This is a genomic window from Kushneria indalinina DSM 14324 (assembly GCF_003385845.1).
Taxonomy (GTDB): domain Bacteria; phylum Pseudomonadota; class Gammaproteobacteria; order Pseudomonadales; family Halomonadaceae; genus Kushneria; species Kushneria indalinina.
The window spans coordinates 259,603-275,280 of the sequence record NZ_QRDJ01000007.1 but is presented as its reverse complement, the minus strand read 5'-3'; the positions used below and the strand labels follow the sequence as shown (position 1 = coordinate 275,280).

Genomic DNA, 15,678 nt, shown 5'->3' with positions numbered 1-15,678 from the left:
ATCGGCTCCACCGCCGGCAAGTGGCCCTACAAGGGCAGCCACGTGTACGGAGCGACCAAGGCGTTTGTCGAGCAGTTCAGCTACAACCTGCGCTGTGACCTGCACGGCACCGGCGTGCGCGTCACCGATATCGCCCCCGGCATGGCCGAGACCGAGTTCACCCTGGTGCGTACCAAAGGTGATCAGGCCGCCTCCGATCAGCTTTACGGCAACACCACGCCGATGTCGGCCGAGGACATCGCCGAGCAGATGTTTTACGTCGCCACGCTCCCGGCGCATCTCAACATCAACTTCCTCGAGATCCAGCCCGTGCGCCAGGTCTGGGCCGGCATGGCCGTGGATCGCGACGAGTAAGCGCTTTCGATTGTGTAACAACAACGCCGGCCCCTGGGCCGGCGTTGTTGTTGTCGCACGCGTGTCTCGAAAGAGCTTCAGGGGCGGCTGGAAGCAGGCTCGTAGCGGTCATCGATGATCTGGCCGTCCGAGAGCGTGGGCAGCGCGTCCTCGCGAGCGGGCGCCTCATCGTCGCTCATGCGCGTGACGCGAAAGCCGATCAGCGCGTAGAGGATGGCAATGCCCAAATTGATCAGGTTGAAAAAGGCAAAGGGCGCATAGCTCAGCGTCGCCACGCCCAGGGTTGCCGCCATGTAGGCGCCACAGCTGTTCCACGGAATCAGCGGTGAAGTGATCGTGCCGGAATCTTCCAGCGCCCGCGACAAATTGACCGGCTTGAGCCGGCGGCGCTGAAACTCAGCCTTGTAGATGCGCCCGGGCAGCACCACGGAAAGATACTGATCGCCGGTGACCACGTTGGTGGCAAGGCCGGTGGCCAGCGTCGAGAGAATCAGTGATGAGGTGCTGCGCGCCACGCGCAGCAGCCCGCTGACGGCGCGCTCCAGTAGCCCCAGGCGCTCGATGACCCCGCCAAAGGTCATGGCCGATAAAATCAGCCAGACCGTGGTCAACATGCTCGCCATGCCGCCGTTGGTTAAAAGCGCATCGATCGCCTCGTTGCCGGTGTGGGCGCTGTAGCCGTCATAAAGCGCAATCCAGCTGCCCTTTAAAAGCGCCATGGCATAACCCAGCGAGGGTGTGTCGGCCAGGCCCACCACCGCCTCGCGCTGAAAGATCAGCGCAAACACCACGCCCAGCAGGGCGCCGATGAAAATGGTCGGAAACGCCGGCATCTGCTTCCACGCCATCACCAGCAGCGCCAGCAGCGGCAGCAACAGCCAGGCGCTGATGGTGAAGTGATCGCTCAGGATCTGCTGGATGTCGGTGATGCGCTCGGGTGTGGCCGCCTGGTCGGGGCCGCCCAGACCCAGCAGCAAAAAGAGAATCAGCGCCAGGATCAGACTCGGCGTGGTGGTCCAGAGCATGTGGCGGATGTGGGCAAAAAGCTCCGCCTCGGCCGAAGCCGGCGCCAGATTGGTGGTGTCGGACAGCGGCGACATCTTGTCGCCGAAGTAGCCGCCGGAGATGATCGCACCGGCGGTGATCGCCGTGGATAGCCCCAGCCCGTTGGCAATGCCGATCAGTCCGATGCCGATGGTGCCGGCCACCGTCCAGGAGCTGCCTACCGAGACCGACACCAGCGCGCACAAAAGACAGGCGGTGGCATAGAAGTAGCGGGGCGAGAGAATCTCGAGGCCGTAGTGGATCATGGTCGGTACCACGCCACCCAGCGTCCAGGTGCCGATCATCGCGCCGACCGAGAGCAGAATCAAAATCGCGCCCAGTGACAGGTGAATGCCGTGGTTGATGCCTTCTTCGATGGCCGCCCATCGGTGGCCGTTTTTCAGCCCCACGACCGCGGCCAGCATGGCGCCCATGATGAGCGCAATCTGGGTCGGGCCGCTGGAGGCGTCGGCGCCAAACAGCGTCACGCTCAGCGCCAGCATGATGATAACGGCGACGATGGGGAAAAGTGCGTCCAGCATGCCGGGGGCACGGGGCGTGGTAGCGTCGCCCTCGTGTCGGAAAAGGAAAGCCATTGTCTGTCTCGCTGCTGCAACCCATAAAAAACAGCACCCTGTCGAGGGCTCGACGGGGTGCTGTTGTCGTAATGGGCGCGGATTATTCCAGAATCGCGACCGTTTGTCCGCGCTCAGGCGTCATCCGGGGCCGGCCCGTGCAGGATCCACAGGCGCGACAGCCCTGACGAGGCAGTCGATGGGGCGTTACTCCATCATCGGCAGCAGTGCGTTGATGCTCTCACGCGCGTCGCCGTAGTACATCCGGCTGTTGTCCTTGAAAAACAGCGGGTTTTCGATCCCCGAGTAGCCGGTGCCCTGGCCGCGCTTGCAGATAAAGACCTGTTTGGCCTCCCACACCTTGAGTACCGGCATGCCGGCGATGGGGCTGTTCGGGTCTTCCTGAGCGGCCGGATTGACGATGTCGTTGGAGCCGATGACGATCACCACGTCGGTGGTGGCGAAGTCGTCGTTGATCTCGTCCATCTCCAGCACGATATCGTAGGGCACGCGGGCCTCTGCCAGTAGTACGTTCATGTGGCCGGGCAGACGACCGGCGACCGGATGGATGCCAAAGCGCACCTCCTTGCCGGCATCACGCAGCTTGCGCACCAGATCGCTCACTGCGCTCTGCGCCTGGGCCACCGCCATGCCATAGCCCGGCACGATGATCACACTTTCGGCGTCATTGAGGGCGCTCGCCACGCCATTGGCATCGATCGATATCTGCTCGCCCTCGATCTCTGCTGCCGGCCCCTGCGTGCCGCCGAAGCCGCCCAGGATGACGTTGACGAAGTTACGGTTCATCGCCTTGCACATGATGTAGGAGAGAATCGCCCCGGAGGAGCCCACCAGCGCGCCGGTCACGATCAAAAGGTCATTGGACAGCGTAAAGCCGATGGCCGCCGCCGCCCAGCCGGAGTAGCTGTTGAGCATCGATACCACCACCGGCATGTCGGCGCCGCCGATGCCCATGATCAGGTGATAGCCGATGAAAAAGGCCAGAAGTGCCAGCAGCAGCAGCGTCCAGAAGCCGGCGCCATTGAGATAGAGAATGGCAAGCGCCAGCGAGAGCACCGCCGCGCCGGCATTGAGCAGATGGCCGCCGGGCAGCTGGCGCGGCTTGCCGTCCACCTTGCCGGCCAGCTTGCCAAAGGCAATCACGGAGCCGGTAAACGTCACCGCACCGATGAAAATTCCCAGCACCACTTCGACCTGCAGAAACATCAGCTCGTCCGGCGCCTTGGTCGCCACCAGCGCGGCAAAGGCGGAGAACTCCTGCATCATGCCGTCGGCGGCCCGTTCGGCCAGTACCCGGCGACGCTCCAGATCGGCGCTCCAGGCCACGAACACGGCCGCCAGGCCCACAAAGCTGTGCAGTGCCGCCACCAGCTGGGGCATCTCGGTCATCTCGACCCGACGCGCCAGCCGGGTACCGATCACGGCGCCGATGATGATCATCGGGATCATCAGCCAGTAGCCGCCGATACCGGGGCCTAAAGCGGTGAAAAAGACCGCCACCGCCATGCCGATAATGCCGTACCAGACGGCGCGCTTGGCTTTCTCCTGATTGCTCAGACCGCCCAGTGACAGAATAAACAGAACACTTGCCGCGATGGCCGCGGCGGATACGAACCCTTGACTCAACATGGTATTTCCCGGCCGCTCAGGATTTTTGGAACATGGCGAGCATCCGGCGTGTCACCAGAAAGCCACCCACGATATTGATGGTCGCGATCAGAACCGAAATCGCCGCCAGAATGCTCACGATCACGCTGCCGGAGCCGATCTGCAGCACCGCCCCCAGGATGATGATGCCGGAGATGGCATTGGTGACCGCCATCAGTGGCGTATGCAGCGAGTGGCTGACCTTCCAGATCACCTGAAAGCCGATAAAACATGCCAGCACAAAGACAATGAAGTGCTGCATGAACGAGGCCGGCGCCACCTGACCCAACAGCAGCATCAGCGCGCCGCCCACGGCCAGCAGGGTGACCTGGCGTTTGGTCTGCGACTTGAACGCGGCGGTCTCGGAAGCGCGTTTTTCCTCCGGGGTGGCTTCCTTCTCCTTCGGCTTCGGTTTGGCCGCACCGATCGCCCTTGTTTTGGGCGGCGGCGGCGGGAAGGTGATCTCGCTCTGATGAGTGACCGTCGCCCCGCGGATCACGTCGTCTTCCATGTTGTGCTGGATGACGCCGTCCTTGTCGGGCGTTAAATCGGTGAGCATGTGACGGATGTTGGTGGCGTACAAAAGCGAGGCCTGGGTCGCCATGCGCGAGGGATAATCGGTATAGCCGACCACCACCACGCCGTTGTCACTGACCACGCGCTCATCGGCGCGGGTCAGGTCGCAATTGCCACCCTTTTCGGCCGCCAGATCAATCACCACCGAGCCGGGCTTCATCAAGGCGACCATGTCCTCGAGCCACAGTTTGGGCGCCGGTCGGCCGGGGATCAGCGCGGTGGTGATGACGATGTCCACATCACTTGCCTGCTCGCGAAAGCACTCGAGCTGCTTTTCGCGAAACTCGGGGCTCGACGGCGAGGCGTAGCCGCCGCTTTCCGAGCCGTCCTGGGCGTTGTCGAAGTCAAGAAACAAGAACTCGGCGCCCATGGATTCGATCTGTTCGGAGACTTCCGGGCGCACGTCAAAGGCGCGCACGACCGCACCGAGACTGGTAGCGGTGCCGATGGCGGCAAGACCGGCCACGCCGGCGCCGATCACCAGCACCTTCGCCGGCGGCACCTTGCCTGCGGCGGTGACCTGGCCGGTAAAGAAGCGGCCGAAGTTGTTGCCGGCCTCGATGACCGCGCGATAGCCGGCGATGTTGGCCATCGACGACAGGGCGTCCATTTTTTGCGCTCGCGAGATACGCGGCACCATGTCCATGGCGATGACCGTGGCACCCGTGGCGCGGCATTTTTCCAGCATTGCCTCGTTCTGGGCCGGCCAGAAAAACGCGATCAGGGTCTGACCGTTACGCAGGCGTTCGGCTTCCTCGTCATTGGGTTCGCGAACCTTGATGACCACCTCGGCGTCACGCCAGAGCGCGGCGGCGCTGTCCACCACGGTGACGCCGGCCTCGCGATAGGTGTCATCGTTAAAGCCTGCCTCGGCTCCCGCGCCGGTTTCCACCAGACACTCATGCCCCAGCTTTTGCAGCTGCTTCGCGCTCTCGGGGGTCAGCGCGACCCGCGCCTCACCCCGAGCACTCTCCCTTGGTGCGCCTATCTTCACGCGTGTTCTCCCCTGATGATGAAAGACGGGCCGTTTGCCTTGTTGTCGGCACTTGTTGACAGCCCGGCCCCAGACAAGCAGAGCGCGCCGCAATGGCCGCTCCCCTGCTCAAACCCGGTAGGCTCTCACGCCGCTTTTGGAAAAGCCGTTCGACCTTTGGTTAATCAACGAAGGGCGGGTCGTCGAGTGAACAATCGACGTCGTTTCCACGGCAGGAATGAGGCGTTGACGGCACAGAAGGCCGGGTCAAGCCGACATCCGCCGCGTCCAGGGGGCAGAACGGCACAGGCCTGGAAGAGTGCTGAATGGAAAGAACGGCGGTAGGGCGGGGCCCGCCCGGACATCAATATCCGGACGGGCGGGGCAGCAAACACGAGCGGTGCGTTTACTCCAGGCAAATGCAGCCTTCAAGCCGGGCTTCGAGCTCTTCGAGAAACATCTCGCGCTCGCGGCCCTGGATGCCGCGGCGCTGACCCTTATGCCGAAGCGTTTCGCCGTGGCGAGGCAAGCCACTCCTGCGCCGTGCGCCACAGGCACATACCTGCAAAGTACAGCGAGGTCAGGCCGAGCCCCCACAGCGCCCAGGTGGCATGCCCAGCGCTCGACAGCAGCAGCAAGGTGGTGCAGACACACCAGACCAGGGTGACCGCGATGTTCAGCGGCATCAGAAAGCGCACCCGAAACGGATGGAGAAACTTCATCCGCGTTACGGTCAGCGCGGCAAGCACCACAATGGCGGCAAAGACGACAAAAGGCGGCAGATCGAGGATATAGAAATAGGCGGCAGCGATGTTCCAGGCGGCGGGAAAACCGACGAAGTAGTTGTCCCGGCTTTTCAGATTGACGTTGCAAAAGCAGAACATCGATGACAGCACGATGATGAACACCGACATCAGCGAGAGATACGGCGGCAGCTCGATAAAGGAGTAGATGAAAAGCGCAGGGATAAAGGCCCAGGTGAGGTAGTCGATGACCATGTCGAGGGTGGCGCCGTCTATTTGCGGCAGGGTGGCCTTGACATCGTACTTGCGCGCCAGGGTGCCATCGACGCTATCGATCATCATCGCCGTGCCCAGCCAGAGCAGACAGGCAACGGGGCGTTCGTCGATCAGCGCTAGCAGGGCCATCGTGCCGAACAGCACGCCACTGGCGGTAAGAATGTGAACGCTCCATGCCTTGCAGGGAGAAGCGCTTGAGGATGTGTGCGAAAAAAGCGATTGTGCCATCCTGGCCCCATGGGGAACGTGCCGTTCCCGTTGTGTTGGCTGTATCGAGCAGCGTCTGAGCGTCGCAATAACCCGGTATGGATTTACGGGTGACCATCGCGGTGTGGCCGTCCGCCGCGATGCCTCACATGTTGGTAGCTCTTGCAGGACAGCGCGAGGGCACGCCTTTCATTGCATTACAGACAATGATAGACGATATACCGATCGGGCAGGGGCGTCAGTGCGTGTGCTGCCGGTCGTTAGGTGGGGCGCGCCATCTGCAGGTGCTTACCGATCCCGATTTCGGCCGGTGCCTGCGGCGCTCGACATAACATGCGGTCGCAGGCACCGGGATGATCAACGGCGCCAGGGGCCTTGCGGGATCAGCGGTGTGGATGGCGAGTGCACTGCCCGGGCGTGGTGCGGGCAGTGCAAAGGATTATCAGGCAGCGCCCGAGAGACTGTTTCAGGCCCGATTACTCCAGATAGGTATAGCCTTCAAGCCCGGCTTCGAGCTCTTCGAGAAACATCTCGCGCTCGCGGCCGGAGACGTCGCTGCGCAGCAGCTGGCGCTGGAAACGGCCCTTGAGGCGGTCAGGATCAAAGTTCACGTAGCGCAACACGTTGGCGACGCTGTCGCCGACGATCGGGTCACCCAGCTTCCAGTTACCGCTGTCATCCAGGCTGACATCGATGGAGTCGGTATCACCAAAGAGGTTGTGCAGATCGCCCAGAATCTCCTGATAGGCACCGACCAGGAAAAGCCCCAGCAGCTTGTCGTCACCGGATTTCCACTCCGGCAGGGGCAGCGTGCTTTCCACCCCCTGGCCGTCGACATAGCGCTCGATACGCCCGTCGCTGTCGCAGGTGATGTCCTGAATCACGCCGCGCCGCGTCGGCGGCTGATCCAGATTCGACAGTGGCAGCACCGGGAAAATCTGATCGATGCCCCAGACGTCCGGCAGCGACTGAAACAGCGAGAAGTTGACGAACAGCTTGTCGGCGAGCTTTTCGTCCAGCTCATCAAGGATCTCGCGATGGGCGCGGTTGCGGCGGTCAAGCTTGGCGCGCAGACGCTTGCAGGCGGCCGTGTAGAGCGCCTCGCCCTCGGCGCGCACGCCGAGTGTGGCGCTGCCCAGCACGAAGCGGTCCTGAATATCGATCATCGCCTGATACAGATCGTGATAGTACTCGACCAGAAGACGCGGCTCGGCCGGTTCGGCCAGCCAGTCATAGGTCTGCCACAGCACGTCCAGATGGGTGTCGCCCTCGTGGTTGCCGCGCTCGGGCAGGGCCACTTCGTGGCGCTCCTCATCGATCACGTTGGTGATCAGCACCGCGTGATGGGCGGTGAGGGCACGACCGGACTCGGAGATAATGTCCGGGTGCGGGATGTCCATGCTCTGGCACAGCTGGGAGAAGGCGCCGACCACGTTGTTGGCGTACTCGGCCATCGAGTAGTTGGTCGAGCAGTAGCTGCGCGAGCGGGTGCCTTCATAGTCCACGCCCAGACCGCCGCCGACGTCCACCACGGCGACCGGCGCGCCGACATCGCGCAGGCTCTTGTAGAACTGGGTGCATTCGCGCAGCCCGCGCTGGATGTCGCGGATGTTGGCGATCTGCGAGCCCAGGTGGAAATGCACCAGCTGCAGTGACTCAAGGCGATCGTGCTCGCGCAGGTGATCCACCACGTGCTGGATCTGGCGCGCGGTCAGGCCGAACTTGGACTTGTCGCCGCCGGTGCTCTCCCAGTTGCCCTTGCCCACCGAGGAGAGCCGCGCGCGCACGCCGATGCGGGGCATGACGCCGAGGTTGTCGCCCTCTTCCAGAATCAACTCGAGCTCGGCCTGCTTTTCCACCACCAGAAAGACGCGATGGCCGAGCTTTTCACCCATCAGCGCCAGGCGAACGTATTCGCGGTCCTTGTAGCCGTTGCAGACGATGGTGGAGGTGGTCTCCGAGGAGAGCGCCAGCACCGCCAGCAGCTCCGGCTTGCTGCCGGCTTCCAGCCCCACACGCCCGCGGCCGCGCTCGGGCGTGGCCAGCAGCTCCTCGACCACGCGGCGCTGCTGATTGACCTTGATGGGGTACACGGCCGTGTAGCGACCCTGATAATCCAGCTCGTCGATGGCGCGATCAAAGGCCTGACACAGCTGCTCGACGCGGTCATGCAGGATATCGGTAAAGCGCACCAGCATGGGCAGGCGCAGACCGGCACCCTGCAGCTTCTCGACCAGCCCCTTCAGCGGCAGGGCCGGGCCGTCCTGACTGTCGGCATCGCCGAAGGGGCGCACCACGGCCTGCCCCTGATGGTTGACGTCAAAATAGCCGCTGCCCCACTGATCGATATTGTAGGTGCGGCGGGCCTCCGACTGGGCATGGACCTGGTCGGATACGGATGAAGAGTTGGACATGGGCAGGCTCCGGTCAGAATTGGCCGCAAACGACATTCTGAAAGTCGTCAAAACAGGGTCGTCATACACAAGAGAGGCAGTCCGTGCTGCCCGGCGCGCATTCTAGCGCCTTTGACCAGCCGGGGGCAGACTGCCCGGACAATTGTTGCCAGTGTAGACACCGAGCGCCGAAACACGAGCCCGAGCAATCAGGGCTCGTCAGCGCCGGGGCTCGCCAGCGCTCACGATACCGGCAGGCGCCGGCATCGACACGGTCACTGTCATCGTCATCGTCAGGGCAGCGGCGCCGGCGGGTGATCAACGCGCGCTTTCAGGATCTGGCGATACTGGGTCGGGTCCTTGGGGGTCAGGGCGTGCGCGGGCGGGTCGACATAGACCACCAGCAAACGCGACAGCCAGTAGCGCAGCGCGGTCAGCTCCAGCATCGTCGGCCAGACCCGGCGCTCCTCGTCGGTGAAGGGTCGCTCGGCGGCATACGCTTCGATGATGGCGTCGTAGCGTTCGGGGATCAGCGCGCCTTCGCTGTCACTGCACCAGTCGTTGATGACGATGGCCAGATCAAAGAGCAGATCGCCGGTGCAGCCGTTGTAGAAGTCGATCACGCCGCACAGGCGGTCGCCTTCATAAAGGGTGTTGTCACGAAAAAGATCGCCGTGCAGGGCGCCCTGGGGCAGCACGACCTTTCTCAGGCGGCAGTCCAGCGCATCGATGCAATCACGCATCAGGATCTGGTCATCGCGGCCCAGATAGCTCATGACCCGGGAGTGCACGGCGTGGACCCAGCGCAGATCGCGCGGGTTGGGCCGGCTGCCCTGAAACCCCTGCGAGATGCGATGTATCTGGCCCAGTACCTGACCGATGGCGGCGCACTGGGCGGGGCCGGGCTGCTCGGGATGCCGGCCGGCCAGACGCGGGAACAAAAGGGCCGGGCGGTCGGCCAGGCGCTGCAGGGCCACGCCGTTGCGATCGAAAAGTGGCCCCGGTACCGGCAGCTGATGCTGATCCAGCCAGGCCAGCAAATCGACGAAAAAGGGCAGCTCTTCCTGCTCGCCCTGTTCAAACAGGGTCAGTACCAGCACTTCCCGGTCGGTGGTGACAAAAAACGTGCTGTTTTCGGTGCCGCCTGTCACGCCCTCGACCGACAGCAGGGTGCCGACATCGTAGCGTTCTAGAAAATGAGCGACCTGTTCATCGCTTAAGGGGGTAAAAACCGCCATGTGGCTCCTGGCGCGCTGCGGAGGCGCTCATCGTGCTGGATAACAAAAGCCGCCACCGGTTTTCGGGATGACGGCAATGACATGTTCGAACGCTGGATACCAGATCGCACAGCGCCCCGGGCGTGGCCTGATATCGCGCAGCGCGGAGTCTATCACCGAAATGGCATATTCTGCCCAGCGCGTCTCACGCCAAAAGCGTGATCTAGCGCGCCGATTCCTGGGTCCAGGAGGGCGGTGTGATGTCGGCCTCACTGCTCAGGCGACGAAAGTTGCCGTCGCCATCGGTGTCCAGCAGGACCGTACGCTCACCACTTTCGATGATTTCGATGGCGTAGAGCCGGCCCTCGAGACGGTATTCGCGCACCACGCGATCGCCGTCGCGCTGGGTGGTGACCTCGCCTTCGGGCCCGGCCAGCGCCGTGGCAGCGAACATGGCAGACGTCAGCAGCGCCGTCAGCGCCAGGGTCGGCAGCATCCGTCCAGTGGTCATGAGGGTCTCCAGAGGGTGGGGCTTGAATGTTGCACAGTGTAAATCCCACGGCGGCAAATAGCAGCCATGCCGGTGGGTACCGCGCGCGCTTTCGCCGCTGACGTCGACGCACGGCTTGCGTATCATGACGCCATATTCGAGTCATTCGCTGGAGCTTCCATGGCCGCTGCCCCGATCGTCCTGGTGGACGGTTCTGCCTACCTGTACCGCGCCTTTCATGCCCTGCCGCCCCTGTCGACCTCGACCGGTGAGCCGACCGGCGCCGTTCGCGGCGTCGTCTCCATGCTCAAGAGCCTGATTCGCCAGTATCCCGAAAGCCCGATGGCGGTGGTCTTTGATGCCAAGGGCAAGACCTTTCGCGACGAGCTGTTTGAACAGTACAAGGCCCATCGCCCGCCCATGCCCGACGAGCTGCGCGCCCAGGTCGAGCCGCTGCACGAGTGCGTGCGCGCCCTCGGCCTGCCGCTTTTGTGCATCGAGGGGGTCGAGGCCGATGACGTGATCGGCACGCTGTCGCGCATGGCCACCGAGGCCGGGCGCGATGCGATCATCTCGACCGGCGACAAGGACATGGCGCAGCTGGTCAACGAGCACATCACCATGGTCAACACCATGAAAAACGAGACGCTCGATGTGGCCGGCGTCGAGGAAAAGTTCGGCATCCCACCGCATCTGATCATCGACTATCTGGCGTTGATGGGTGACAGCGTCGACAACATTCCCGGCGTGCCGGGTGTGGGGCAAAAGACCGCGCTGGCGCTTTTGACCGGCATGGGCGGCGGGCTCGACACCATCTACGGTGATCTCGAGCGGATCAAAACGCTGTCGTTTCGCGGTGCCAAAACCATGGCCAAAAAGCTCGAGGACAACCGCGAGCAGGCGTTTTTATCCTATAAGCTGGCCACCATTCGCACCGACTGCGAGCTGCCGGTCGGCCTGGACGGGCTGGACATTGCCCACCCGGATCGCGAAGCGCTGCTGTCGCTCTATCAGCGTCTGGAGTTCAAGAACTGGCTCAACGAGCTGCTCGACGGCGGCAGCACCGGCGAGCCCGCGCCCGATGTGCCCACAGGCGAGGGGGATCTGGATGGCGGCGAGTCCGGCGATGAGGCCTCCGCCATGGCCGGCGAGCAGCGCGACTACCGCGCCGTGCTGGGACAGGACGATTTCGATCGCTGGATCGAGCGGTTAAAACAGAGCCACACCTTCTGCTTTGATCTGGAAACCACCAGCCTCAACTACATGGACGCCGAGATCGTCGGCATCGGTCTGGGCATCACGCCGGGCGAGGCGGTCTATGTGCCGGTGGCGCATGACTATCTTGACGCTCCGGATCAGCTGGATCGAGACGCTGTGCTGGCCGCCCTCAAGCCGATTCTGGAAAACGCCTCGATTGCCAAGATTGGCCAGAATCTGAAGTACGACATCGAGGTGCTGGCGCGCTACGACATCGCCGTCAATGGGGCGCTGCTCGACACCATGCTCGAGTCCTACGTGCTCAACTCCACCGCCACGCGGCATGACATGGATTCGCTGGCGCAGGCCTATCTCGGGCACCGGACCATCTCGTTTGAAGAGATCGCCGGCAAGGGCGTCAAACAGCTGACCTTTAATCAGGTGGCGCTTGAGCAGGCCGTGGAATATGCCTGCGAAGACATCGATGTCACCCTGCGCCTGCACGCGCACCTGCGCCCGCGCCTCGAGCAGGAGGGGAGACTTGCCGAGGTGATCGACACGCTCGAGCTGCCGCTGGTGCCCGTGCTCACGCGCATGGAGCGCACCGGAGTGGCGGTGGATACGAAGGTGCTGGGCGAGCAGAGCCGAACGCTGGGCGAGCGCATCACCGAGCTTGAGCGCGATGCGTTCGAGCTGGCCGGACGCGAGTTCAACCTGGGCTCGCCCAAGCAGCTCGGCGAGATTCTGTTTGAAGAACAAAAAATCCCGGTGATCAAAAAAACGCCCAAGGGCGCGCCCTCGACCGCGGAGGCCGTGCTCGAGGAGCTGGCGCTGGACTACCCGCTGCCCAAGGTGATCATGGAGCATCGCGGGCTGTCCAAGCTCAAGTCGACCTACACCGACAAGCTGCCGCAGCTGATCAATGCCTCGACCGGGCGCATTCACACCAGCTATCACCAGGCGGTGACCGCCACCGGGCGGCTCTCATCCAGCGATCCCAACCTGCAAAACATCCCGATTCGAAGCGACATCGGCCGGCGCATTCGCACCGCCTTTGTCGCCACGCCCGGCTACCAGCTGGTGGCAGCGGACTATTCGCAGATCGAACTGCGCATCATGGCGCACCTTTCCGGTGATGAAAGCCTGCTCACGGCCTTTGCCGAGGATCGTGACATCCATACCGCCACCGCCGCCGAGGTCTTTGGCACCACAATTGACAGGGTCACCACTGATCAGCGCCGCAGCGCCAAGGCGATCAACTTCGGGCTGATTTATGGCATGAGTGCCTGGGGACTGGCCCGCCAGCTCAAGGTCGAGCAGCGTGATGCGAAAACCTGGATCGAGCGCTACTTCGACCGCTATCCAGGCGTTGCGCGCTACATGGAGCGCATTCGCGCCGAAGCGGCCGAGAACGGCTATGTCGAAACCGTCTTTGGCCGGCGGCTGTACGTGCCCGAGATCAACTCACGTAATCACGCCCGCCGACAGGGCGCCGAGCGTACCGCCATCAACGCGCCGATGCAGGGCACGGCCGCCGATATCATCAAGCGCGCCATGATCGATGTGGATGCCTGGCTGCGTGAGGGCGAGTTTGACGCCAAAATGGTCATGCAGGTCCACGATGAGCTGATCTTTGAGGTGCGCCGCGAGCAGGTCGAGGCGTTCAAGACCGAGGTGGTCAATCGCATGCAGGGCGCGGGACAGCTTGATGTGGCGCTGATCGTCGAGGCCGGCCACGGTGACAATTGGGAAGAGGCGCACTAGCTGTTTGGGGCGTTTGTCTCATGTGACGGCACCCGGCCACCTGATGAAAACAACGATGCCGGCCCATGGGCCGGCATCGTTGTTTTGACAGGCCTTTTGAGGCCATGTGGTCAAGATCATGTCTTTGAGATTAGGTGGCCCAGACCGCGCCCTGCGGGGCTGACCATTCGGCCTCAGCGTCCACCGATGCAGGGGAGGCGTTTTGCGTGCTCTGAAACTCCTGCATCAGCTGCTCCAGCGCCATGGTCTGTTCTTCCAGTGCCGTGGCGGCGCTGGCGACTTCCTCGACCAAAGCGGCATTTTGCTGGGTTACGCTATCCATGTCGGCCACGGCCTGATTAACATCGTTGATGCCGGCTGCCTGCTCTTTCGAGGCCATGGCGATTTCGCTGACCAGCCCGGTCACACGCTGAACCGAGGCCACTACCTCCTGCATGACCTCACCGGCTTCGCGAGCATGACGCGTGCCCTCGTCGATGCGCCCCACGGAATCCTTGATCAGATGGCCGATCTCGCTGGCGGCCGTCGCACTGCGAGAGGCCAGGCTGCGGACTTCGCCGGCCACCACGGCAAAGCCGCGTCCCTGCTCGCCGGCGCGGGCAGCCTCGACAGAGGCATTGAGCGCCAGCAGGTTGGTCTGAAAGGCAATGCCGTCGATCATGTTGACGATATCGGCCATCTTTTTGGAGCTCTGGCTGATCTCTTCCATCGATGAGATGACGCGAGTGACCCGGTTGCCGCCGTTTTCGGCCACGCTTGAAGCTTCTCCTGCCAGTCGGCTTGCTTCACTGGCGCTGTCGGCATTTTGACTGACAGTCGAGGAGAGCTCTTCCATGGCCGAGGCCGTTTCTTCCAGTGCAGCGGCCTGCGATTCGGTGCGCCTTGAGAGGTCCATGTTGCCGGCCGAGATCTCGCGCGTTCTACCGCCGATGGTCTCTGATACGAGGCTGACGTTCTCGAAAAGCTGGTTGAGGCGCGTGGCGTAGCGGTTGACGGCGCCGCGCAGGGCACCAATCTCGTCGTGGCGGGTGATGATCAGTGCCTCGCGCTGACCGCCGCCTTCACTCATTCGCTCGATCTGACGGGTCGTCTCGGCAATCTGGGCGAGCAGCATTCGGCTGCCCAGCCAGGCAAGCCACAGCAACAGCGCCACGACCGGCAAAATAAAGAACAGCAGATCCTGAATCAGGGTGCTGGCCAGCCGGGTCACGGTGGTCATCGGGGTGACAAGCGCCACGGTCCAGCCGGTACCCACCATGCTAAAGCGTTTGACGATGGCCTGATCCTGAAGGGTGGGGTCCTCGATGCGGGCTTCTTCATCACTATCCTGTTGGGTCACCGCTGCAAGCCATGGCAAACGCGTGGTCAGACCCGACAGCGATTCCAGCCCGCCCGAGAAGTCGCTGCCCGGGAAGTACATGACATTGCCGTCGCGGTCCAGCACGAAGGCGTAGCCGCCGGTGGCCTGGCCATGGGCCTTCATGTAGTCGGCAAGTCCCGAGAGGCTGACATCGGTGGTGGCGACGCCGGCAAACCGGCCATCTCGCTGATAGGGCACGCTGCAGGTGACCATCGGCGCCTGTGTGATCGGGTCCAGATAGGCCGCCGACCAGACGCATTGACCGGCCGGTGCGTTGACGGCGGCGCGATACCAGGGCTCGTCCTGATAGGCGGCGCTTTCGGGGGAATTGTACTCATCGGTGTAGGAGAGCCGGCCATCGTTACCGCGACCCCAGAAAAAGCTTCGTTTATCGATGCCCGGCGTGAAGGCGCCGGGCTCTGGCCACAGCCCGCCCCCCGCAATGGCGCGATTGCCATTGGCATTGATGACTTCCGTCAGCGCTTTTAGATAAAGCGCCGGATCCAGTGGCAGGGTCGCGGCCATGCCGGCAACACTGGCGGTCAGGCTCTCTACTTGGCCCATCTGCCCTTGAAGACCGTTAACGATGGACTGACCGGTCTGGTTGATCAGTGTGTCGCTGGCCTCGATCAAACGCGGCTTGCCCCTGAGCGTCATGACGCCGTAAATGGACAGGCCGATCAGCAGCATCAGCAGTATGCTGCCAAGTGTTATCTTTCCTGAAATGGTGCGCGGCATCATCTTGTTCCGTGTCGTTTGCCTTTCAGGGCTATCGGCACCAGAGCGGAATTAATGAAGGTGGGCGTGGGTGATTTTCATCCAAATACCAGGAGCACTGACA

10 protein-coding genes are annotated in these 15,678 nt (G+C 62.9%); 2 read left to right on the top strand and 8 right to left on the bottom strand.

Annotation, left to right across the window (positions count from 1 at the left end):
- Positions 1–354, top strand: a 354-nt coding sequence (locus C8D72_RS07815) for an SDR family NAD(P)-dependent oxidoreductase (RefSeq protein WP_115853855.1), incomplete at its 5' end; no start/stop codon positions are given.
- A gap of 77 nt (positions 355–431) precedes the next feature.
- Here C8D72_RS07815 and nhaC read toward each other — a convergent pair.
- From nhaC to C8D72_RS07780, 7 genes are all read right to left on the bottom strand, one after another.
- Positions 432–1,994: a Na+/H+ antiporter NhaC gene (gene nhaC / locus C8D72_RS07810; RefSeq protein WP_115853854.1), complete on the bottom strand. Its 1,563-nt coding sequence runs from the start codon at positions 1,992–1,994 to the stop codon at positions 432–434.
- Between the two features lie 186 nt (positions 1,995–2,180).
- Positions 2,181–3,623 (bottom strand): NAD(P)(+) transhydrogenase (Re/Si-specific) subunit beta, encoded by a 1,443-nt coding sequence (locus C8D72_RS07805; RefSeq protein WP_115853853.1) that lies wholly within the window; start codon positions 3,621–3,623, stop codon positions 2,181–2,183.
- 16 nt (positions 3,624–3,639) lie between these two features.
- The gene (locus tag C8D72_RS07800) at positions 3,640–5,211 is read right to left on the bottom strand and encodes a Re/Si-specific NAD(P)(+) transhydrogenase subunit alpha (RefSeq protein ID WP_115853852.1); all 1,572 of its coding nucleotides are present in this window, start codon (positions 5,209–5,211) and stop codon (positions 3,640–3,642) included.
- 476 nt (positions 5,212–5,687) lie between these two features.
- Positions 5,688–6,437, bottom strand: coding sequence for a phosphatidylcholine synthase (gene pcsA / locus C8D72_RS07795; RefSeq protein ID WP_115853851.1), 750 nt, complete (start codon positions 6,435–6,437; stop codon positions 5,688–5,690).
- A gap of 455 nt (positions 6,438–6,892) precedes the next feature.
- The gene (gene speA, locus C8D72_RS07790) at positions 6,893–8,830 is read right to left on the bottom strand and encodes a biosynthetic arginine decarboxylase (protein ID WP_115853850.1); all 1,938 of its coding nucleotides are present in this window, start codon (positions 8,828–8,830) and stop codon (positions 6,893–6,895) included.
- A gap of 272 nt (positions 8,831–9,102) precedes the next feature.
- On the bottom strand, positions 9,103–10,047 hold the full coding sequence (locus C8D72_RS07785; protein ID WP_115853849.1) for a homoserine kinase: 945 nt from the start codon (positions 10,045–10,047) through the stop codon (positions 9,103–9,105).
- A 202-nt stretch (positions 10,048–10,249) separates the two neighbouring features.
- Positions 10,250–10,537 carry a DUF2782 domain-containing protein gene (locus C8D72_RS07780; protein ID WP_170140541.1) on the bottom strand — a complete coding sequence of 96 codons (288 nt, stop codon included), beginning with the start codon at positions 10,535–10,537 and terminating at the stop codon, positions 10,250–10,252.
- 159 nt (positions 10,538–10,696) lie between these two features.
- On the opposite strand from C8D72_RS07780, the gene polA reads away from it, so the two are divergent.
- Entirely contained in the window at positions 10,697–13,477 is a 2,781-nt protein-coding gene (gene polA / locus C8D72_RS07775; protein ID WP_115853847.1) for a DNA polymerase I, read from the top strand.
- 130 nt (positions 13,478–13,607) lie between these two features.
- On the opposite strand, the gene C8D72_RS17735 is transcribed toward polA, so the two are convergent.
- Entirely contained in the window at positions 13,608–15,575 is a 1,968-nt protein-coding gene (locus C8D72_RS17735) for a methyl-accepting chemotaxis protein (RefSeq protein ID WP_115853846.1), read from the bottom strand.
- Positions 15,576–15,678 lie beyond the last annotated feature (103 nt).

Coding starts and splice junctions, on each gene's coding strand:
- C8D72_RS07785 (WP_115853849.1), bottom strand. CDS start 10,047: ATGGCGGTTTTTACCCCCTTAAGCGATGAACAGGTCGCTCATTTTCTA.
- pcsA (WP_115853851.1), bottom strand. CDS start 6,437: ATGGCACAATCGCTTTTTTCGCACACATCCTCAAGCGCTTCTCCCTGC.
- C8D72_RS17735 (WP_115853846.1), bottom strand. CDS start 15,575: ATGCCGCGCACCATTTCAGGAAAGATAACACTTGGCAGCATACTGCTG.
- C8D72_RS07805 (WP_115853853.1), bottom strand. CDS start 3,623: ATGTTGAGTCAAGGGTTCGTATCCGCCGCGGCCATCGCGGCAAGTGTT.
- speA (WP_115853850.1), bottom strand. CDS start 8,830: ATGTCCAACTCTTCATCCGTATCCGACCAGGTCCATGCCCAGTCGGAG.
- C8D72_RS07780 (WP_170140541.1), bottom strand. CDS start 10,537: ATGACCACTGGACGGATGCTGCCGACCCTGGCGCTGACGGCGCTGCTG.
- nhaC (WP_115853854.1), bottom strand. CDS start 1,994: ATGGCTTTCCTTTTCCGACACGAGGGCGACGCTACCACGCCCCGTGCC.
- polA (WP_115853847.1), top strand. CDS start 10,697: ATGGCCGCTGCCCCGATCGTCCTGGTGGACGGTTCTGCCTACCTGTAC.